The organism is Halioxenophilus sp. WMMB6, from assembly GCF_033283405.1.
Classification (GTDB): domain Bacteria; phylum Pseudomonadota; class Gammaproteobacteria; order Pseudomonadales; family Cellvibrionaceae; genus Halioxenophilus.
The window spans coordinates 166,142-186,499 of the sequence record NZ_JAWMQR010000010.1 but is presented as its reverse complement, the minus strand read 5'-3'; the positions used below and the strand labels follow the sequence as shown (position 1 = coordinate 186,499).

Genomic DNA, 20,358 nt, shown 5'->3' with positions numbered 1-20,358 from the left:
TTGCTCGTATGGATTCCCTCAACCACCTCTCCGACTTGGCGCGGCTGATTCAGCTGGCGGTTGCGCCGGTATTTCTGCTCACCGGTATTGCCGGTTTTCTCAACGTGATGACTGGCCGCCTGGGTCGTATTGTCGACCGCCATCGGGTTTTGCAACGGCGCATTTTTGCGCTCTCCGACGAGGCGATACTGGAGCAGACCAACAAGGAGCTGATGGTGCTCAAGCGGCGCATTCGTCTGATTAACCTGGCCGTGGGGCTGTGTACTATCTCGGGCCTACAAGTCTGTATTTTGGTGGTAACCCTGTTTGTCGGTAACTACTGGCAGGTGCGCGTCGATGGCGGCATCGTGCTCTTTTTTGTATTGGCCATGCTGGCGTTGATCATGGCGCTACTGCTCTTTTTAAAAGAGACGCAACTGGCCACCCGCACCACGCGTTTGGCGATTGAATTTGCCGAGCCGGGCAATCGTTCATAGCGGTGCTGTTAACCGGTGACTGCTGCTAACAGCACCACTGGCCCGGTTCTTGTTTGCTGTTCGGGCTAATTTTCTGATTAGGAGTTGTGCGATGGTTCTTCCCACCCACCCCCTGGGGCAACTGCTCACGGCCGCGCTGTTGAGCCTGATGCTGCTCTGCCTGAGTTCGGCACCGGCCACCGCCAGCGAGCAACAGCTGACCCTAGCCAACGGCATGGTCGCCACCTACAACAGCGGCGACGACTCCAAACCGGTGACCGGGGCGGTGCTGATGATTCACGGTTGGGCGAGCCAGATGAACGAAGTGGGTGATATGTTCGCCCGCCTGGCCGAGCAGCTGGCCGACCAGGGCATCGCCTCGCTGCGTATTAATATTCGCGGGGAGAGTGAACGGGAGAAGAGCAATTTCACCCTCACCAGCACCTTTGCCAGCCGTGTGGAGGATGGCCAGACCGGGCTCGACTACCTGCGTAAAACCCACCCCAAACTGCCCATTGGCGTGGTCGGTTTCAGTTTGGGCGGCGCCACCGCCATCGGCCTGACCGGCAACAACCCCAAGGCGGTCACCAGCCTGGTGCTCTGGTCCAGCGCCGGCAACCCGGCCTATATGCTTACCGGTGTGCGCGACCCGGTCGCGGTGAAGAGGGCCATCGATACCGGCCAGGCGGTGGTGCACGCCTGGGTCGACCTGACCATCACCCGCGAGCATCTGCTGGGTATGGTGGGCTACGATATCTTCCCGCCCATGCAGGCCTACGAAGGGGCGCTGCTCTCCATTCGCGGCTCGGACGATTATGTGGAACCCATTGAAACCGAGCTCTTTGCCAACGCCAATGCCGCGCCTGAGGATTTCTACCAGATTGGTGGTGCCGACCATATTTTTCACAGCCTGGAGCCCGACAGCGATTTCGACGAGCGGGTGATCAGCCACACGGTGAACTGGCTGACGGCCACCCTGCACTGATCGACCAACGCGTTACGCCGCCGGAACCGACCCCATGCCGATCTATCTGGTTTTTATTGCGCTCTTTAGTGCCGGCCTCGGTGCCTCTTACTGGCTCGGCTTTACGCCGCTGTTGTTGCCGCTGGCGCTGCTGCTGTTGAGTGCCATCACCTACGGCTTTTACGCCAAGGATAAGGCCGCCGCCGTGGCCGGTGACTGGCGGGTACCGGAAAACACTCTGCACCTGCTGGCACTCTTGGGTGGCTGGCCCGGCGCCATATTTGGCCAGCAGCGGCTGCGCCACAAAACCAAAAAGCGCAGCTTCCGCGCGGTTTTTTACCTCACCCTGGTGCTTAACCTGGCCGCCCTGGCCTGGCTGCACAGCGCGCCGGGCCAGCAGAGCTTGCGCCAGTCGCTGGCCAGCGTGCAGAGCCTGGCCCGCCAGCAACTGCCCGCCAGCACCCTGGCTACCGTCTATTACCTCACCACTTTACGCTGAGCGCCCGCGCCCCCGCAGCCGGCGTTAGTACTGGTTTACCAGCCGGCGTGATCGGTTCCTTCACCGCCGGCGGCGTGCCATAATCGGCCGCAGTGTTTCCAACCCTTACGAGTATCGAATAATGATAAAACTGGGTTTGGCCCTGGGCTATTCCGGCAAGCATCTCGAGCTGCCCATGCCACTGATCAAACACGCCGAAGCCGCCGGCTTCGACTCCGTTTGGGTCTCTGAGGCCTACGGCTCCGACGCCGTTTCGCCGGCGGCCTGGATACTGGCGCAGACCCAACGCATTAAGGTCGGCACCAGCATTATGCAGGTACCGGCACGTACCCCGGCGATGACCGCCATGACCGCCATGACCCTCAGCCAACTCTCCCAGGGCCGGTTTATTTTGGGCCTGGGCGCCTCCGGCCCACAGGTGGTGGAGGGCTGGCACGGCGTCGCCTACCAGAAGCCGCTGACGCGCATGCAGGAGTACATCACCATAGTGCGCAAAATTATGGCGCGCGAAGAGGCGGTGGCCTTTGATGGCGAGATCTATCAGCTGCCCTGGCGCGGAGAAGGGGCCACCGGCCTCGGCAAGCCACTGAAGTCGATTATGGCGGCCGACACCACCATTCCCATCTACACCGCCTCAATTACCCCCTTGGGGCTGGCCAGTGCCGCCGAGTATGCCGACGGCGTGTTGCCGGTGTGGCTCTCGCCCTATCGCTTTGACGCCATCGGCCCGCACCTGGCCAAAGGCTTCGCCCGTGCCGGCGGCAACAAATCCCTGGCCAATTTTGATATTGCCCCCAACCTGTTTGTCGCCATTGGTGACGATGTCGATCTGCTGCGCCAGCCCATCAAACAGATGATGGCGTTGTATATCGGCGGCATGGGCGCCAAGGATAAAAACTTTTACGCCAACTACACCCGCGCCATGGGTTACGGTGAGGCCGCCGAGACCATTCAGAATTATTATCTAGCCGGAGAAGTGGAGGCGGCCATCGCCGCCGTACCCGACGCCCTGGTGGACGAGACCAGCCTGCTCGGGCCGGAGGCGGTGATTCGCGAGCGGGCCGAGCGCTGGCGCGAGGCGGCCGCCGCCAACGAGGTGGGCACCTTGATGTGCGTACTACGCCAACCGGAAGCAGTCGATCTGCTGGCCGACATCTTTTTACGCTAAGCGGCTATCGCCACTGCCGCGCTCTGCCGGAGAACTCCAGGGGTGGAACTGCACGACTACCAAAAGCTGCTGACCGAGGTCGGCGACACCGTCACACAGACGCTGGTGCAACCCGAAACCTATGCCCAATTGGGGCTGGTGCTGTTTATTTATGGCCTCGCCTTTTTTGTTGCCGGCCGCATTCGTCGCTACCTGCCGCTGTTTGCCGAGGTGGAGACGAGCGACACCGGCGCCAACCCGCTGCGCAAAATATTTGGCAAGCTCGGCAACCTCTTTTTTCCGCTGTTTGCGATTTTATTGTTGAGTATCAGTGTTGAGCTGAGCCACATGTTTATCGGCCCCTCGTGGCTGGTGCGCACCGCGTTAACCGTCGCCATGCTGCTGATGTTTAACGCCATTATCCGCGACTATGTACGCAACGACTTTATCGCCTTTGTCTTTCGCTGGGTGGGGCTGCCGCTGCTCTTTTTGCACCTGGTGGGGGTACTTGGGCCGCTGATTCAAATTCTCGATGCTATGTCGGCCCACGTGGGCAATATCCGCATTTCGGTCTACGGCGTGGTGCGGGTGATTCTGTTCGGCTCGCTGCTGTTTTGGTTGGGGCGCATCTCCAACGTGACTGGCCAGGAGATTATCCGGCGCCAGGAGAAGCTCGATTTTCGCACCCGGGAGGTGGCCGCCAAACTGTTGGAGGTGGCCATCTTCCTGTTGATCTTCCTGCTGCTGTTGCAGGTGATGGGTATCAACTTAACGGCTCTGGCGGTGTTTGGCGGGGCCCTGGGTGTGGGCCTTGGTTTTGGCCTGCAGGCGATCGCCTCCAATTTTATCTCCGGCATTATTATTTTGTTGGACCGCTCCATCTCCCTCGACGACTACATCGAGCTGGAAGATGGCCGCACCGGTTTTGTACGGGAGATGAACCTGCGCTCGACCACCCTGGAGACCTACGATGGCAAAGACATCATGGTGCCCAATGAAAAATTTATTACCGAAAGCTTCACCAACTGGACCCATAAAAATAAGAAGCAGCGCTACCGGGTCGATTTTTCCGTGGCCTACCACACCGACGTGCGCAAGCTGGTGGAGATTATTAAAACCGTGGTGGCCACCCATCCGCAGGTGATCAGCGGCGAGGATGTCCCCTTTGAGGAGCGCCCCGACTGCGAGATCGACAGCTTTGGCGACTCCGGCATCAATATGTTTGTCGAGTTCTGGATGATCGGTATCGATGACGGTAAAAATCGGGTTGGCGGCGACCTGCTGTTGATGATCCTAGAGGCGATTCAGGAACACGGCTTTGAGATTCCCTTCCCACAGCGGGAGGTGCGCATTCTCAACCACCCGTTGCCTAAATAGCGGCACGCAGTGGGGTTTTAAACCTGTAACCCAGGCAACAAAATTACTGAACAGATTGATCGAGATTGGTCACTATAACTAACAAGAAGAGCACCGTAATCTGCCGGCACTCTCTTTATTACCACACCAAAGCAACAGCAGAATTTAGCCAGCGTCTGCCAACCACCGTTCCGATTAATCCTGTACAGGAGATTGCTATGAGTACCCCCAAACGCGCGTCCGATACCCCTTATGCGGTAACCGTTGAACAGGGCAAGTCCTACTTCTGGTGCGCCTGCGGTTTAAGCGCCAAACAGCCCTTTTGCGATGGCTCCCATAAAGGCAGCGAATTTACCCCGGTAAAATATGAGGCCACCGACAGTAAAGAGGTCTATTTCTGTGGTTGTAAAGCCACGCAAAATGCCCCCTTGTGCGACGGTAGCCACAAAAAGTAATCGGGTCACCGCGGCAGGCGCCCTCGGCGCCTGCCGGCCATAACCCATCTCTGAAAAACACCCCCGCCATCATCCACCCGCACCGTCACTCAGCTTTCGATCAATACTCCGTCAAGCCACACACCAGGCGGGACTGTCAAAATCCCTTTTTGTTCTGCCCACCACAAGCCGTTAAGATTCAACACCCCACGAATTATCAGTAGAGCCAACTATGAAGGATCTTGTTGTTATTACCGGTGGTGCCGGCGGTATGGGCTTTGCCACGGCAAAGCGGCTTGGCCGCGACCACTCGATTATCATCAGCGATATCAACCCCACCCGGCTGCAGCAGGCCGCAGAGGAGCTGCTGGCCTTAGGCATTGATTGCGACGCGGTGGTGACCGATATCGCCGACCGGCAATCGGTAGCGCAGCTGGCCGAGCACGCTGCCGCTAAAGGCAATGTGCTTGCGGTGGTGCACACCGCCGGCATCAGCCCGCAGATGGCCGATGCCAAAACCATTATTGAAGTAAATGCCGTCGGCACCGTCTACCTGAACGAGGCCTTTTTGGCGCTGGCCAAACCGGGCTTGGTGATGGTTAATGTCGCCTCCATGGCGGGCCATATGGTGCCCAACCTGTTACTGCCAAAAAAAGCCTATCGCCTGGCCAACAGCGACCTGAACGCCTTCCGTAAAAAATTGTTGTTTCGCTGTAACCTGATGCCGAAAGAGTTCTATCGCCTGGGCATGGCTTATTCCGTCAGTAAAAATTTTGTCATCTGGTACAGCCAAAATCAGGCGGCAAAATTTGGCGCAAAGGGCGCGCGCATTTTGTCGGTATCGCCGGGCACCTTTGATACCGAAATGGGCCGGCTGGAGGCCAAGAGCGGCTCCATGGAGATGCTCAAAACCGCCGCCCTGCAACGGGCCGGCACCAGCGAAGAGATGGCCGAGCTACTCGCCTTTTGCGCCTGTGGTAACGCCACCTATTTAACCGGCACCGATATTTTAATGGATGGCGGTGTAGTGGCCGGCCGAGGTTAAGCCAGCCCCGCAACAAGCCGCTATAAACCAGGTCGTTATTAAACAAGCCGTCGTAAAGGCGACGGCCTAACGCAACTGCATGGCGGAGGGACTATGGTGAATTACATTATTACCCGGGCCGAAATAGCGGCACTGCCCGGGCTCGACAAAACCCACTTCCTGAATGACAACGCCCAGCGCAACAATAAATCCCTAGGGGATTTAACCGGGCTCACCGGTTTCGGCTTTCACCTGATTGAGGTGGCGCCGGGGCGGGAGTCCACCGAGTACCATGTGCACCGCTTTGAAGATGAGTGCACCTACATTCTGCAGGGCGAGGCCGAGGTAACCATTGGCGAGCAGAGCTTCGCGGTGGGTGCTGGCGATTTTATCGCTTACCCGGCCAATGGTCTGCCGCACACCATGCGCAACTGCGGCACGACGACCCTGCGCTGTATTGTGGTGGGCGAGCGCCGGGCCCACGATGAGGTCGACTACCCGCTGCAGGGCAAGCGGCTGTTTCGCAATTCGCCCCAGCCGATGAACCTGGTGGATATCAGTACCATTGCCTACCCAAGCGCGGGCAAAAAAGTGTAGTGGCTAACGGTTTTTTGGTGGCGTCACTTCAGCTTGCCCGCTGTAAAACAGTGGCTGCTGAGCAGCTATTCCTTGGCCGCGTTTTAATTCGTCGCCATTAAATAGTTGTTGGCCTGTTAATGGCTACCGGCCGCGCACCCTATTATTGCCACAGATTTTGAGCGCACAGCTACCGCAGCCAAATTACTCAGCCCATTTTTAATTGCACAGAGAATTTTTAGTTGGACCATTTACCATGACCAAACCGTTCATTGCCGCGCTGTTATCGCTGGCGCTGTTGACCAGCTGCGCCACCAGTCAGTTGCCACCCACCACCAGCGATGCTTCCACCAGCAACGCCAAAATTACCAGCGATGCCAATTTCAACAGCACCCTGTGGCTGCAGACCGCCGCCGAGTACCGGGCCAATGCCCGCCAAACCTACAACAGCGCCCGGCAAAATATTCAACCGGCCATCGACGACCGAGAGTGGACGGCAGCACTGGAGCAGAGTGGTGACTACCGCCAACTGCCGCCGGCGGTGGTGCTCGATATCGACGAGACCGTACTCGATAACTCCCCCTTTCAGGCAAGATTGGTGCTTGAAGGTGGCCACTGGAATCCCGAGCTTTGGGATGCGTGGGTTGCCCAGCGCGCCGCCAGAGCGGTGCCCGGTGCGGTCGACTTTTTAAATGATCTGCCGGCGCACAACGTTACCGTGATTTTAATCTCCAACCGCGAGTGCTCCCCGCGGCCCGGCAACAGCGACCCCTGCCCACAAAAAGCCGACACCCTGGCCAACCTGCAGCAGGTGGGCATCACGCACATCAGCGCCGAGCAGATTCTGCTGAAAAACGAGCAGCCGGGGTGGGGCTCCGAGAAGCGCTCACGGCGCCTGGTGGTCGCCGGGCAGTACCGCATTGTGATGCTGCTGGGCGATGATCTGGGGGATTTTCTGGCCGATGTGAAAAAGGGGACCAGCGTTGCCGAGCGTGGGCAGCGGGTCGCCGAGCAGAGCCAACGCTGGGGCAGGCAGTGGTTTATGTTGGCCAACCCCAGCTACGGCTCCTGGCTTTCGGTAGTGCCCGAGCCCAAGTCCGACAGCCTAATAAGCTTTTAATTTATAAGGGCTTCATGCTGCTTTACTGGCGGTTGTTTGCGGCAATAAAGCAGCCACCGCCAACCACTTCCGTACAAATCCTGGCCGGTTGTTGAATAGCCATTCGGCCGCCATCTCGTTGCTAGACAGCACTGTTGATTAATCGTACCATCGTTGCTAAATAATAATCTGCTCCCCCAGTGTGGCCCTGCTGCGCGATATTTTGGGAGCACATCAATTGCTCATTTGCCCGCAATATAAAAAATCAATAACACCCATCACGTAGCTTGTGCTGTCAGGAGTCATCATGAATAAACCTTTGTCGCAAACCGAAGCTGAATGGCCAGCCCGTTGGACTACTTTGGATCACGGCGTACGCGTGGGCCGCTATATCGATAAAGAATTTTTAGAGCTGGAGTTTGCTAAGCTCTGGTCCAAAGTGTGGCAGGTGGCCGCGCGGGTGGATGCCATTCCCGAAGTTAACGATTTCATCACCTATGACATCGGCGACCAGTCGGTATTTTTGGTGCGCACCGATGCCGACACCATTAAGGCCTACCACAATGTCTGCCCACACCGGGGTACCGCCCTGGCCGAAGGCAGCGGCAGCTTTAACCACGGCAATATTATCTGCCCATTCCACGGCTGGCGCTGGAACACCGAGGGCGACATTCAGTATGTGCTCTCCCGCGAGGAGTTTCACGGCGGCAAGCTGTGCGACAGCGACGTCGCCCTGAAGAGCCTCAACTGTGTGGTCTACGCCGGGTTTGTCTTTATTAACTTTGATCGCGACTGCATTCCGTTTGAGGAGTACATCGCCCCCGTTCGCCACCTGCTGGACGACATCAATGTGAAAGAGATGCGTCACTATTGGTGGAAAAAGATTCCGGTACCCGCCAACTGGAAGGTGGCCCAGGAGGCCTTCTTTGAGGGTTACCACGTGCCGGCCACCCACCCCCAGCTTGAGGTGCCCGCTGCCGATTTTATCTACGGTGAAAAGATCGAGAGCGAATTTACCGACTACAACCACCACAACGTCGACTACGAGGCCTTCGCCAATGGCCACGGCCGCTTCTTTGCCGGCCGCGCCAGTAACTACCAGGGCAATGTTAAGCGCTTTGCCGTTAATAAAGATCCGGTTGATGCCATGGCCGACCGCCTGCAACTGCTGGTGGATGGTATGGATGCCCAGGTGCTGCAGGGCGATGTTGACCTGCTGCGCTCCCTGAAAGGCAAGCCGATGCCGGAGGGCTCCAACCTGGGTGCCGAATATGTGCGCATTCTCTACGAAGATGCCGCCGCCAAAGAGCGTCCCATGCCGAAAATGACCCCGGAAATTCTCAATATGTGGGGCGGCATGATCTACATTTTCCCCAATGTGATGGTCTTCCCGCAGGCGGGCAACGCCATGATCTACCGCTCCATGCCCGACCCCAAAGACCCCGACCGCAGCACCTTCGAGATCTTCTCCACCCGCTCGCTGCCGAAAGCGGAAAAGCCGCAACGCGCCGAAGTGGAGCTGGTAAGCAACCCCAATGACCCGGACCAGGTCTACCTGATTCCCCGCCAGGATCTGGGTAACCTGGAGCGGATTCAGAAGGGGCTGCACTCACACTCCATCAAGCAGGTGTGGCTGGCCAGCCACCAAGAGAAGATTATTCTCAATATGCACCAACGGCTCGACCAGTACGTTAAAGCCGAGTAACCATCCAGCCGGCGCAACTCTGCGCCGGCTTCTTCCACCAGCAGCAGCCAAATATCCCCGGCCAAACCACCGGCAAACAGTAACCCACCGGCCACCAAGCCAAGCGTCCCAAGTGTTGGGGCAGAGGCTATAATTACGGCCACGGGCGTGAGCCTTAAAGCAAAGCGGGGAGGGCGGTATGGACCGGGAGCTGGAACACCAAGTGGTAGCCCTGTTACACAGTGGCCATAAAATCGATGCCATCAAAAAGTTGCGTGAACTGCGCCATATCAGCCTGGAAGAGGCCAGGGAGCTGATCGACGACTACAACGCCCGCCATATTGACAGCTCGCCCAATCTGCAGCCCAGCCGAGGCAATAATCTGCTGCTGATGCTGATTTTTCTCGCCGCGCTCGGCTACCTGCTGTACCAGACGCTGGTCGATTAATGGCCAATTTATGGGCCTTTAGTCAACCATCTAGGAATTGAGCCGTCAGCCTGGCCACCATTTGCGATTATCACCATAAGCGTCTATAAATCATTAGGGCTTTCTAAAGCAAAGGCTTGGCATAACAGGCGATAATTTTCAGCCGCCTGGGCAATTACCAACACCCTGTTTGCCGTTAGCAACCCCACCGTTAACCGAATTTGTTTGGCCGTCTGCTCTAGCTACCTGCCGTGTTTTGAGTGCCCTTATCCCCCCCAGGGTAGCGCTTCCCGGCAGAGAGGATGAATGTGTGCACTCCCCTGATTTTAATTTAGTCGCCTGGTTTGTCACCCGCGCTGCAGCGGCTTACCAGAGTGAAGCCAATATCCGCGAGCTGTTTCCCAACACCCAAAAGGTCACCACCACCAGCCGCGGCGTGCAGTACTTTTTTGAATTGGATCATCACAACCGGCGCACCATTGTCGTGGTGCGCGGCACCGACAACTTTGCCAACTCGCTGGAAGACGCCAACTTTCACTTCTCCAAAAACAGGCAGCTGGGTATCTGGGTGCATCGCGGCTTTGATGAAGACGCCGCGCAAATTTACGACCAAATTATTGATCTGTTGCCGCCCCATTACCCGGTGCTGCTCACCGGCCACAGCCTGGGGGCGGCGGTCTCGGCGCTGTTGATGATCTACCTGCAGGCGGCCGGCTTTCAGATCGGCCACTCCTACAATTTTGGCCAGCCCAAATTTACCAATAAAGAGGGTGTGCAAAAGTATCGCTCGCTGCCGCTGACCCGGGTAGTGGATGAAAACGATCTGGTGCCCCTGGTACCGCCCATCGATCTGATCGACGAACTGCACGGCGGTTACGAGCATATGAGCCCGGAGATTATTCTGCTGCGCGAAAATTTTTACGCCTACCTGGAAGAGCACGACGCCGAACGCAAATCGGTGGGCTCCTTCTGGCGCAATCTGCCAAGCGAAAGTGTCTCCGCCCATTTTGTGAAAAACTACATTTTTAATATAAAAAATAAGCTGGGTACCGCTCTGCAGGTACCCTTTGATCAGTGCCGGCAATTTTATAATTAAATAACGCGCCGCCACCGACCGTTTCTTAAGCATCTATTAGGGATGATCCATGCTTTATCACAGGCATCTGTTTTATGCCGGCCTGGCGTTGCTGTTCGGCGCCGCCGAACCACTGTGCGCCCAACCCTTTACCGACACCATGACCGAGGTCGACACCCTGGGCATGACGATTTCCGACGCCGAGAAGGCAGCCATCGTGCAGGCCATGCAGTACGGCCAGCAGATCTCGGCCGCCGCGGAGAAGATCAACGGCAAACCCTACCGGCGCGATGCCCACGCCAAGGCGACCGGGTGTGTGCGCGCCACCTTCACCATTAACGACGATATCCCCAAGCAATTTCAGCACACGGTTTTTGCCGAACCCGGCCACCAATACCCGGCCTGGATCCGTTTCTCCAACGGCGACATGACGGTACAGGCCGATAACAAACCCGATGCCCGCGGCATGGCGGTGAAGGTGATGCAGGTCAGTGGCGACAAAATTGCCCCCGAACTGGCCGGCCCGGCGACTCAGGATTTTGTTATGGCCAATACCCCGGCCTTTTTTCATCGCAACGTATTTGATTACGTCGCCGATATGAAAGATCTGGCCCAGCTAAAGCGCACCCACTGGTTTATCAGCCTGTGGCCACCGCGCCTGCACGCAAAACAGTTTTACCGGGCGATTGAGGCGGTCTCCAGCAAAATTGATACACCGCTGGCGCCCCAGTACTACTCCATGCTGCCCTACGCCCTGGGCGAGACCGAACTGAAGTTCTCCAGCAAACCCTGCCCGGGTGCGCAATTTACCGAAACCGCCGACCACAGCCAGCCGGACTACCTGACCACGGTGATGCAGGCGCACCTGCAAAAGCAGTCGGCCTGTTTTCAATTTATGGTGCAGCAGCGGGTGGCCGATAAAGATATGCCCCTGGACGACGCCACGGTGATCTGGGAGGAGTCGGTCTCGCCCTTTATTGCCATTGCCACCATCGAGATTCCTGCGCAAACCTTCACCGGCGACGCGCAGCAGACTTTTTGCGAAAACCTCTCCATGAACCCCTGGCACGGGGTCGGTGAGTGGCAGCCGCTGGGCAGCCTCAACCGCGCCCGACGGCTGGTCTACCACGCCGTTTCCCAGTACCGCCACAGCCAGAACCGTGCGCCGGTGTTTGAGCCCGACAGCTGGTGCCTGGAGCAGGGTGAAGCCTGCAATACCAGCCAGTTTTTTCACTAGCACTACTCACCACCGCGCTTACCGCCGCGCGCCGGCTAAAGGCCAGGAGCAACCACCGACGCGGGTTGCCCCTGTTATCCTGGTGGAGTTTGTGTTCCTGGTTGTCTTTGTTAGGAGAGTGGGGTTAAATTCCTGCCCGCCCCCCAAGCCGGTAGAACCGCCACCGGACAACTCAGAGTCCTACCATGCCCGCATCCCTCTCACTCGCTGTAAAAGATCTGCTGGCACTGCTGGCTGTGATTGTTATCTGGGGTTTGAATTTTGTGCCCATGAAATTTGCACTGGCCGACTTCACCCCCCTGCAGTTGGGCGCCGGCCGTTTTCTGCTGGCCAGCCTGCCGTTTCTCGCTTTTGCCGCCCGTCCCCAGTTGCCCTGGCGCTGGCTGCTGCTCTACTCACTTACCCAGGGGGTGGGCCAGTTTGTGATGCTCTTTTGGGCGTTAAACGTCGGCATGTCGGCTGGCCTCGCCTCGCTGCTGATGCAGGTGCAGATCTTCTTTACCGCACTGTTGGGCGCGCTGCTGCTGCATGAGACCATCTCCCAGGCGTTGAAGGTGGGGTTAACGGTGGCCGCTGCCGGACTCGGCTGTTTTATTGTCAGTATCCTCAGTGAACACAATCCGGCGGCGGTCAGCGCCATCGGCTTTGGCCTGACCCTGGGCGCCGCTGCCATGTGGTCGGGCTCCAATGTTGTCACCAAGAAAATTCACGCTCTGGGTAGTGCCGTCAATCCGTTTGCCCTGGTGGTGTGGAGCAGCTTGCTCTCCGGCTGTATCTACGCACTGCTGACCCTGTTGCTGGATGCCCCCACCAGCCACAGCCAATGGTTGCAAGCCTCCTCCCGGGGCTGGTTGTCGATGCTCTACCTGGCCTGGGCCGCCAATGCGCTTGGCTATTGGGTGTGGGCGCATCTGCTCACCAAGTACCCCGCCAGCCAGATTGCCCCCTTTTCGCTGGGAGTTCCGGTGGTGGGCCTGTTGGGGGGTATTTTGATTCTGGGTGAGAGCGTCTCACCGCTGCAGTGGCTGGGAGTGGTGCTGGTGATGTCGGCCCTGGCCTTCGTGGTGTTGGGTAGCCGGCAGCGGGCCAATCGCCGCGAAGAATGATTTAGCCCGCTGAATGTTGCGCTCATCAGTGAACGGCGATGCGATTGCGGCCGCTGTTTTTGGCACTGTAGAGGGCGCTGTCGGCGCGGCCGATAAAACTCTCTGTGCTGTCGCTCGGCAACAGCTGGGTAATACCGGCACTCAAGGTACAACGCAAACGCTCACCACTGTGCTCCACCACCGCCGCGCAAAAATTCTCGCGAATGCGCTCGGCAATTTTTTCGGCATCGACCAGGGTATCGGTATTTAACAGCAGGGCAAACTCCTCACCTCCCGCGCGAAAAGCGAAATCCTGTTTGCGAATATTTTTACGCAATATTTCACTTAAAATTTTCAACACCTTATCACCCACGGCGTGGCCGTAGTTGTCGTTAAACGATTTAAAGTGGTCGATATCGATCAGCACCGCCACCCAGGGGGCAGGGGTTGGAATATCACTCTTCAACAGCTGATTGACCACATCATGATAGTGGCGCTGGTTGTGGAGGTTGGTGAGACCATCGGTAATACTCAGCTCCGACAGTTTATTGATCTCCTGGTGAGCCACCTGAAAGCGCATGCCCAGCGCGTAGGACATCAGAATCATCTCCAGCGCCATGGAGGTTAAAATATTAAAGTTGGGCGCAAAGGGTACACCAAACACCACCGGCTGGTGGCCCGTGGCAAACAGAATAATGCCCGAGCCCAGCGAGCCCCAGGCAAAGACAAAGGGCAGGGCAAAACGAAAGCCGCGAATCGCCAACAAAATGGTGGGCACCACAATCACCACCGCGTTAATGCCGGCCAGCATAAACTGGGCATGGTGCAGGCTGCGAAACAGCGCCTGGTCATCAACAAAAGACGCCACCACCCCCAACAGCACGTTGGCCAGGCTGGTTGCCAGGACGGCAACGCCCTGCCAGCGGTGTTGCTGCAGCAGCCGCAAAAATACCAGGGTAAACAGCGAGCCAAAAAAGTTGGCAATGCCGGCGCCTAAATTGGCCGGGTAGATGCCGTAAAACCAGAGGCCAAAGTCGCGGTTGATAAACAGCATTAAACCGCTGATCTGCACCAGCCAGACACACATAGTAAAGGCGTAGGCGACGTAATAGAGGTAGGCGTTGTCGCGCACGAAAAAGTAGAGAATCAGGTTGTAGAAGGCCAGGCCGATCACCGCGCCGATAAACAGGGTGGGCAGGGCGATGCGCACCGCCGCCTCCCACTGCGCCCGTTGACTGGACTGCACCACCAGCGCTGCCTTTATCGGTAGCTGGCCCTCCACCTTCAGCAGAAACGGCTTGCTGCGGTCGAAATCGGCGTTGAAGACAAAACTCGACAACGAGGTACCGAGCGCTGGCTCACCGACGGCGTGGAGACTGTCCCGATGCTCTTCATAGCCGCCTGCCCTCGGCTCATAGAGGGTGATGCGGGTGAGGTGCATCACATCGCGGGCGGAGATCACCCACTCGCGGCCGGAGGCTTCATCGGGGTAGAAGAGTTGGAAGGCGAGCCACTGGGCGCCACTGGCGGGCTCGGTGACCACCCGGTCGGGCAGGGGATTGGCCAACCGCCGGCCGTGCAGCCACTGCTGATAGGCCGCCTCCGGGCTGCTGGCGGCCAGTGCGTCGGGCAGGCTCACAGTGATGGCCGCCAGTGGCTCTGTGCTGAGCGAATCATCCAGCTCGATCACCGGTGCCGCCAGGGCCACCCCCGGCAATAACCACAGCAGCAGTGTCAGGGCTAAATTAAGACACCCCCCTGTGAACTGACCCCTGTCCCTAGTACTGCAACCCATACAAAAATTTCGCTGCTGGCATGTTTTTCATCAATTTTGCATGAATGATAAGACAAACGCCTCAATTAGCCACCACTTATAAACAAATTTAATTAAATACCCCCAATAATGACCAAAATAGTTATCGTTAACCCGGTCACCGGGACCGCTGTGACAACCATCGGGTGCGACCATCGTTGACAGCACCGGGCCGGCTGCCAAGAATGTTCAAGATTTACCCGCCGAGGCCGCCTACACTGGCGGCCGAATCTGCACACTGAGAGAGTTCCATGCTGGCTGTCCAGGCATCGCCCATCATTACCACGCTGCCGGCCCTCGACCATTGCGAGGTGGTCATCGGCCAGTTTCGCCAGTTTGCTCGCCACAGCCACGAGGGGCTGATGCTCTCGATCATCGAGCAGGGCGAGCAGCAGGTCGACTACCGGGGCAGCCGCTATCGCGCCGGTGCTGGCAGTGTGGTGGCGGTGGCGCCGGAAGAGGCCCACGCCTGTAGTGCCAGCCGGGAGTGGGGCAGCTGGCTGTTCCAGTCGCTGGTGATCCCCAAGGCCCTGGCCCGGCGCCTGCTCGCCAGCGAGCTCAGCTTTCACTGCGAGACCGCCATTGGCGATGCCGGGCTCGCCCTGGGGCTGCGCCGCTTTTTCCACGGCCTGGGGCAGGAGACCACCCTCGCCCAGGAGGCGCTGCTCTATGACCTGCTCAGCCATTTTTTGACGCGCTACACCCGCTGCCGCCTGCGCCCGGCCAAGCAGGGGCGGGAGCAGAAGGCGGTTGGCAAAGCGCGGGATTTTCTCGCCGCCCACAGCCACTGCAATGTCGGCCTGCAACAGTTGGCCGAGGTGGCCGACTGCGACGGCTACCGGCTCAACCGCGCCTTCAGCCAGACTTACGGCCTGCCGCCCCACGCCTGGCACAAGCAGTATCGACTGCGCCAGGCGGCCCGCGCCCTGGTCGCCGGCGAGCGCATTGCCGATGTTGCCCTGGCCTATGGCTTTGCCGACCAAGCCCACTTTTCACGGGCCTTTAAACAGCTTCATGGGCTAACCCCGGCACGCTTCGCGGCGGTGCGCCAGCGAGTCGACCAGCAGCAGCTGCCGGCCTGAAACCGGCCCATTTCATTGGCAGCAACGCACCGCTGTTGCCATTCTGTTACCCAGGTGTCGCCAACTGGCGGCACCGCAATTGCCTCTGGAAGCGCTACCATGCAGTACAGTATTTTGTGTGCCTCGTTCTGGGCACTGACCGGAATTTTCGTCAAGCTGCTCGGCGAGCTGAGTGTGCCGCAAATTTTGTGGGGCCGATTTTTTATCGCCCTGGTGGTGAGCCTGCTGCTGTTTGGCCGCCTCTCCTCCTGGAAAAAACCGGCCTCGCCCTTTAAGCACCTGGGCTTGGCGCTGCTGATGACCAGCTACTACTTTTTCGCCACCTTCTCGTTCAGCCTGGCGCCGGTGTCGCTGGCGGTGCTGGTGATCGCCACCGCGCCGTTGTTTGCCTTTCTGCTGCAGCTCACGCAGACGCGCACCATTAATTTCAATCAGATTATCGGCTTTGCCATTACCTTCGGCGGGCTCGCCCTCTATTTGCAAACGCAACACTCAAGCGGGCAGTTGCAATTTAATCTCGCCTTTTTGGCCGGCGCCGTCTGTGCCCTGGGCGCGGCCGTGGTACGCGCACTGTTTTCATTTTTAATCTGGCTGAAGAGCCGCCGCGGGGAGATTGTCGATGCTTCGGCCATCAATCTGCAGACCATGGCCAGCGGCGCGCTGCTGCTGCTGCCACTGTTGCTGGTGCAGGGCAACAACCTGCCGGCCTACCAAGATAACCTGCTGCTGATTTTGGGCCTGGGGGTATTGGCCACCACCGCACCCAACCTGTTGAACACCCTGGCGGTCACCAAGATCGACCCCACCACCCACAATATTATCGGCATGTCGACGCCCATCAGCGCCAGCCTGATCGCCTGGCTGCTGCTGGGCGAGGCGCAAACGGTCTACTCCTGTTTCGCGATCGCCATCACCGTGGCCGGAATTTTAGTGGCGCTGTTGCCGAAAAAAGCGCAGCCGCAGCTGTCGGCCGAGAAGGCCTGACGCAAGCCCGCGTGTGGCCGCGCTCCCGCCTTACTGGCACCTACTGGCGGGTGCCAAATCCGACATTGTCGCGCCCGGGCCGAGTTGCTAAATTGGCCCACACTTTTCGTGCAGGCACAGACGATACTCTTCGTGCATCTACTGAGGCATAAGCGGCTGCACAACGCGGCAATCCAAGGACGGAAGAGGAGAACACGATGATGGCCATACGCAACTACCCACTCACACTGTTACTGGCCGGCCTGGTGCTACACCCGCTGGCCAGCCAGGCCGGGGTCGGCCACACCGGCTGGTTTATTGGCGGCACTGTTGGCTACGGCGAAGCCGATTTCAGTGCCGACCTCGGCAGCTACGTGGTCGGCACACCGACCACCATTATCGATTTCAGCGGCGACCGGGTCTCCTCCGTGGTCGCCGTGGGCGAAGCCAGCTATGTCGGCAGGGCGGATACCGAACTCTATTTCATCGGTACCGGTAGCGAGCTAAAAGAAACCGAAAGCAGCACCCTGTTCGGCCCCTATTTTGGCTACAACTTCACCCGCTGGTTTGGCCTGGAGGGGCAGATTGCCGTCGGCCAGTATGGCGATTTTGAGGTCGCCTATGTCGCCTTCCTGCCGCGCTTCACCCTTAGCGTGGCCCCCCGGGTAGATCTGTTTGCCCACCTGGGCCCCCAGGTCATCGCCATGGTCGACCAGGATGACGACGACAACAGTGGCGGCGGGGTGTTGGATATGATCGGCATCGGTATCACCTACGCCATTACCGACCACCTGAAGGCGAGCCTTAGCGCCGACTACGCCAGCGGCGAGCTGGAGTTCGACAAGCACTCCGACTACGGCCGGTTTGACCTGAAGGTGGATCAAACCGCTTTCGGCGCCACGCTCTTCTACCAGTTTTAACCCCTTCCCGCTTTTGGCCAGAGGCAGAGCACTGGTTAAATACCCAGTTAACCTAGCTCTTAGCCAGCCAGTATGATGAGCGCCCTGAACAAAAACATAGATTAAAAGAGGTATTGGTCCGTGGAAGCATACATTGTTGACGCAGTGCGAACTGCCGGTGGTAGAAGAAAGGGTTCCTTCTCAGGCACTCACCCCTCGGATCTGGGCGGCAAGGTGCTCGACGCTTTGATTGAGCGTACCGGTGTTGACCCACAGCTGGTGGAAGATGTGATCGTTGGCTGCGTTACCAAAGCCGGTGAGCAGGCCTTTGCCATAGGCCGCAGCTGCGTGCTCGCCTCCAATGCACTCTCCGACGCCACGCCCGCGGTCACCATCGACCGTCAGTGCGGCTCCTCCCAGCAGGCCGTGCAGTTTGCCGCCCAGGCAGTACTCTCCGGCACCCAGGACATCATCATCGCCGCGGGTGTAGAGAACATGACCCGGGTACCCATGCAGAGCGACTTCCGCCTGCACGAAAAAGCCGGCATCGGCATGGGCCCCTGGAGCCAGGCCGTACTCGATAAATATGGCGTGAAAGAGTTCAGCCAGTTCGACGGCGCCGACATGATCGCCAAGAAGAACGGCTTCACCCGCGAAATGCTCGATCAGTTCGCCTACGAGAGCCACATGAAAGCCGCCGCGGCCGTTAAGGCCGACGCCTTTGCCGACGAGATCATTCCGGTAGAGACCGAAATCGGTGTTTTGAAACAGGACGAAGGTATCCGCTTCGACTGCTCCGCCGAGGGGCTCGCCAAACTCGACACCATTCTGCCCGGTGGCTTCCACACCGCCGGCAACGCCAGCCAGATGACCGACGCCGCCTCCGCCGCGCTGATCGTCGGCGAGCGCGCCCTGAAAAAGTACGGCTTCAAGCCCCTGGCCAAAATCAAGAACTTCACCGTTACCGCCGGCGACCCGGTGATCATGTTGGAAGAGCCGCTGCGCGCCACCAAGGTAGCCCTGGAACGCGCCGGCATGACCATCGACCAGATCGACCTGTTCGAGGTGAACGAAGCCTTCGCCGCCGTGCCCATGGCTTGGCTGATAGCGACCGGCGCCGATCCGGCCAAACTCAACGTCAATGGCGGTGCCATCGCCCTCGGCCACCCGCTGGGCGCCTCTGGCACCAAGCTGATGTCGACTCTGGCCTACGCCCTGCGCAATCGCGGTTTGAGATATGGCCTGCAGGTGATGTGTGAGGGCGGCGGTCTGGCCAACGTCACCATTATTGAAAACCTGGCGCTGTAGCCGTCGCCGGGTGATTGACAGAGTCGTTAAAAGCCGGGTTTAACCCGGCTTTTTTCATTCCCCCAGTAAACCCCGGTTAGCCAAAAGATGTCTGCCCTGCCGCCGCCACTGATCATCACCGCCCGCACCCGCATTGAGCCGGTGCGGATCGAGCATGCCGATTTTTTTATCACCCTCTGCAACACCGAGGGCTGGCGCACCAACATCGGCAAGCGCAGCATCCGTAACCGCGAAGAGGCGTGCCAGTTTTTGGAGATGGGCCTGCTCGACTGTGCCCGCCGCCACCAATTTGGTTACTACCTGATCAGCAACCACCAGCAGCTGCCCCTGGGTATCTGCGGCTTTTTAAAAAAACCCTACCTGGAGTTTCCCGACTTTGGCTTTGCCCTGCTGCCGGAATTCGAGGGCCAGGGTTTCGCCTTTGAGGCCAGCAGCGCGGTGCTGGCCTTTGGCCTGCGACAGTTTGTTATCCCCACCCTGGATGCCATCGTCAAACCGGGCAACACCCGCTCGCAAAAGCTGCTGCAAAAGCTGGCCTTTAAAGCAGAGGGCGAACTGAAGGTTGCGGTGCTGGAGGAGCAGTTCCTGCTCTACCGCCGACAGGCGATGCCGGTTTAAATTGGCTATGGCAGGTATGCGCAGTAGAGTGGTTAACAGCGGCGTAACCAGCGCTTTTTGGTTACTGGTGTGTCTGCCTATGCTTTTGGCCGGCTGTGCCCAACAACCAACGCTTACCTGCAGCCCCAACTGGAAGATCACCGGCTACTATGTTCCCCGCCAGCAGGATTTCCCGGCAACACCAACCACAGCCATAACCATTGCCGGTTTCGGCACAGCCCGGTTGGCCAGCCCTTTCTTGCAGGCCACCAAACTGGAGGGGTGGGGCAGGTTACAGACAGCCATCAACGGTTACCCCTATTTGGGCTTTTACAGCGGCGGCTGGCACCTGAGCCATAGCCCGAAAAATTCATTGGGGGGCGACTTGGCGATTGGCCAGGTTGCCGCCGACAACACCTATTTAAGCGAGGGAACGACGGTAACCATCCCGGTCCTCACTTCCATTTTTAACCAGGGTGTGTTTAAAGTGGCCGACCGTGGCAGCGCCATTGGCAAGCGTCATATCGATATCTACACCGGCGAAGGCGAGGCTGCCAGAGCGCTCAGTTATCGAGTGACCCATGCCAGTACCGAACTCTGCCTGTAGACGATGGCCACAAAATGCCGGGAGGAA

21 protein-coding genes are annotated in these 20,358 nt (G+C 58.5%); 20 read left to right on the top strand and 1 reads right to left on the bottom strand.

The window, feature by feature from the left end:
- The first annotated feature begins 8 nt into the window (after positions 1 to 8).
- The 14 genes from SBL51_RS20170 to SBL51_RS20105 all read left to right on the top strand — a co-directional run bounded on the left by SBL51_RS20170 (position 9) and on the right by SBL51_RS20105 (position 13,083).
- Positions 9 to 476, top strand: coding sequence for a DUF2721 domain-containing protein (locus SBL51_RS20170; RefSeq protein WP_317932948.1), 468 nt, complete (start codon positions 9 to 11; stop codon positions 474 to 476).
- A gap of 91 nt (positions 477 to 567) precedes the next feature.
- Complete coding sequence (locus tag SBL51_RS20165; protein ID WP_317932947.1) at positions 568 to 1,440, top strand: alpha/beta hydrolase; 873 nt, start codon at positions 568 to 570, stop codon at positions 1,438 to 1,440.
- A 34-nt stretch (positions 1,441 to 1,474) separates the two neighbouring features.
- A complete protein-coding gene (locus tag SBL51_RS20160) occupies positions 1,475 to 1,918 on the top strand; it encodes a DUF1294 domain-containing protein (protein WP_317932946.1) in 444 nt (147 codons plus the stop codon).
- Between the two features lie 121 nt (positions 1,919 to 2,039).
- A complete protein-coding gene (locus tag SBL51_RS20155) occupies positions 2,040 to 3,086 on the top strand; it encodes an LLM class F420-dependent oxidoreductase (protein WP_317932945.1) in 1,047 nt (348 codons plus the stop codon).
- Between the two features lie 42 nt (positions 3,087 to 3,128).
- A complete protein-coding gene (locus SBL51_RS20150) occupies positions 3,129 to 4,442 on the top strand; it encodes a mechanosensitive ion channel family protein (RefSeq protein ID WP_411860505.1) in 1,314 nt (437 codons plus the stop codon).
- 197 nt (positions 4,443 to 4,639) lie between these two features.
- Positions 4,640 to 4,876, top strand: coding sequence for a CDGSH iron-sulfur domain-containing protein (locus tag SBL51_RS20145; RefSeq protein ID WP_317932944.1), 237 nt, complete (start codon positions 4,640 to 4,642; stop codon positions 4,874 to 4,876).
- Between the two features lie 211 nt (positions 4,877 to 5,087).
- The gene (locus SBL51_RS20140; protein WP_317932943.1) at positions 5,088 to 5,900 is read left to right on the top strand and encodes an SDR family oxidoreductase; all 813 of its coding nucleotides are present in this window, start codon (positions 5,088 to 5,090) and stop codon (positions 5,898 to 5,900) included.
- Between the two features lie 93 nt (positions 5,901 to 5,993).
- Positions 5,994 to 6,476: a cupin domain-containing protein gene (locus SBL51_RS20135; RefSeq protein WP_317932942.1), complete on the top strand. Its 483-nt coding sequence runs from the start codon at positions 5,994 to 5,996 to the stop codon at positions 6,474 to 6,476.
- Positions 6,477 to 6,711: 235 nt separating this feature from the next.
- On the top strand, positions 6,712 to 7,575 hold the full coding sequence (locus SBL51_RS20130; RefSeq protein WP_317932941.1) for a 5'-nucleotidase, lipoprotein e(P4) family: 864 nt from the start codon (positions 6,712 to 6,714) through the stop codon (positions 7,573 to 7,575).
- Positions 7,576 to 7,861: 286 nt separating this feature from the next.
- Positions 7,862 to 9,259, top strand: coding sequence for an aromatic ring-hydroxylating dioxygenase subunit alpha (locus SBL51_RS20125; RefSeq protein WP_317932940.1), 1,398 nt, complete (start codon positions 7,862 to 7,864; stop codon positions 9,257 to 9,259).
- Between the two features lie 178 nt (positions 9,260 to 9,437).
- On the top strand, positions 9,438 to 9,686 hold the full coding sequence (locus SBL51_RS20120) for a hypothetical protein (protein ID WP_317932939.1): 249 nt from the start codon (positions 9,438 to 9,440) through the stop codon (positions 9,684 to 9,686).
- 289 nt (positions 9,687 to 9,975) lie between these two features.
- Positions 9,976 to 10,761, top strand: coding sequence for a lipase family protein (locus SBL51_RS20115; protein ID WP_317932938.1), 786 nt, complete (start codon positions 9,976 to 9,978; stop codon positions 10,759 to 10,761).
- A gap of 49 nt (positions 10,762 to 10,810) precedes the next feature.
- On the top strand, positions 10,811 to 11,977 hold the full coding sequence (locus SBL51_RS20110) for a catalase family protein (protein WP_317932937.1): 1,167 nt from the start codon (positions 10,811 to 10,813) through the stop codon (positions 11,975 to 11,977).
- A 185-nt stretch (positions 11,978 to 12,162) separates the two neighbouring features.
- Positions 12,163 to 13,083 (top strand): EamA family transporter, encoded by a 921-nt coding sequence (locus SBL51_RS20105; RefSeq protein WP_317932936.1) that lies wholly within the window; start codon positions 12,163 to 12,165, stop codon positions 13,081 to 13,083.
- A gap of 25 nt (positions 13,084 to 13,108) precedes the next feature.
- Here the strand turns inward: SBL51_RS20105 and SBL51_RS20100 are convergent, their stop codons facing one another.
- Complete coding sequence (locus SBL51_RS20100) at positions 13,109 to 14,770, bottom strand: diguanylate cyclase (RefSeq protein WP_317932980.1); 1,662 nt, start codon at positions 14,768 to 14,770, stop codon at positions 13,109 to 13,111.
- Positions 14,771 to 15,126: 356 nt separating this feature from the next.
- On the opposite strand from SBL51_RS20100, the gene SBL51_RS20095 reads away from it, so the two are divergent.
- The 6 genes from SBL51_RS20095 to SBL51_RS20070 all read left to right on the top strand — a co-directional run bounded on the left by SBL51_RS20095 (position 15,127) and on the right by SBL51_RS20070 (position 20,331).
- Positions 15,127 to 15,957 (top strand): AraC family transcriptional regulator, encoded by an 831-nt coding sequence (locus tag SBL51_RS20095; protein WP_317932935.1) that lies wholly within the window; start codon positions 15,127 to 15,129, stop codon positions 15,955 to 15,957.
- Between the two features lie 99 nt (positions 15,958 to 16,056).
- Complete coding sequence (locus SBL51_RS20090; protein ID WP_317932934.1) at positions 16,057 to 16,941, top strand: DMT family transporter; 885 nt, start codon at positions 16,057 to 16,059, stop codon at positions 16,939 to 16,941.
- A 197-nt stretch (positions 16,942 to 17,138) separates the two neighbouring features.
- Complete coding sequence (locus tag SBL51_RS20085) at positions 17,139 to 17,840, top strand: hypothetical protein (RefSeq protein WP_317932933.1); 702 nt, start codon at positions 17,139 to 17,141, stop codon at positions 17,838 to 17,840.
- Positions 17,841 to 17,960: 120 nt separating this feature from the next.
- A complete protein-coding gene (locus tag SBL51_RS20080) occupies positions 17,961 to 19,127 on the top strand; it encodes an acetyl-CoA C-acyltransferase (protein WP_317932932.1) in 1,167 nt (388 codons plus the stop codon).
- An 87-nt stretch (positions 19,128 to 19,214) separates the two neighbouring features.
- Positions 19,215 to 19,745, top strand: coding sequence for a GNAT family N-acetyltransferase (locus SBL51_RS20075; protein ID WP_317932931.1), 531 nt, complete (start codon positions 19,215 to 19,217; stop codon positions 19,743 to 19,745).
- Positions 19,746 to 19,761: 16 nt separating this feature from the next.
- Positions 19,762 to 20,331, top strand: coding sequence for a 3D domain-containing protein (locus SBL51_RS20070; RefSeq protein ID WP_317932930.1), 570 nt, complete (start codon positions 19,762 to 19,764; stop codon positions 20,329 to 20,331).
- Positions 20,332 to 20,358: the final 27 nt, after the last annotated feature.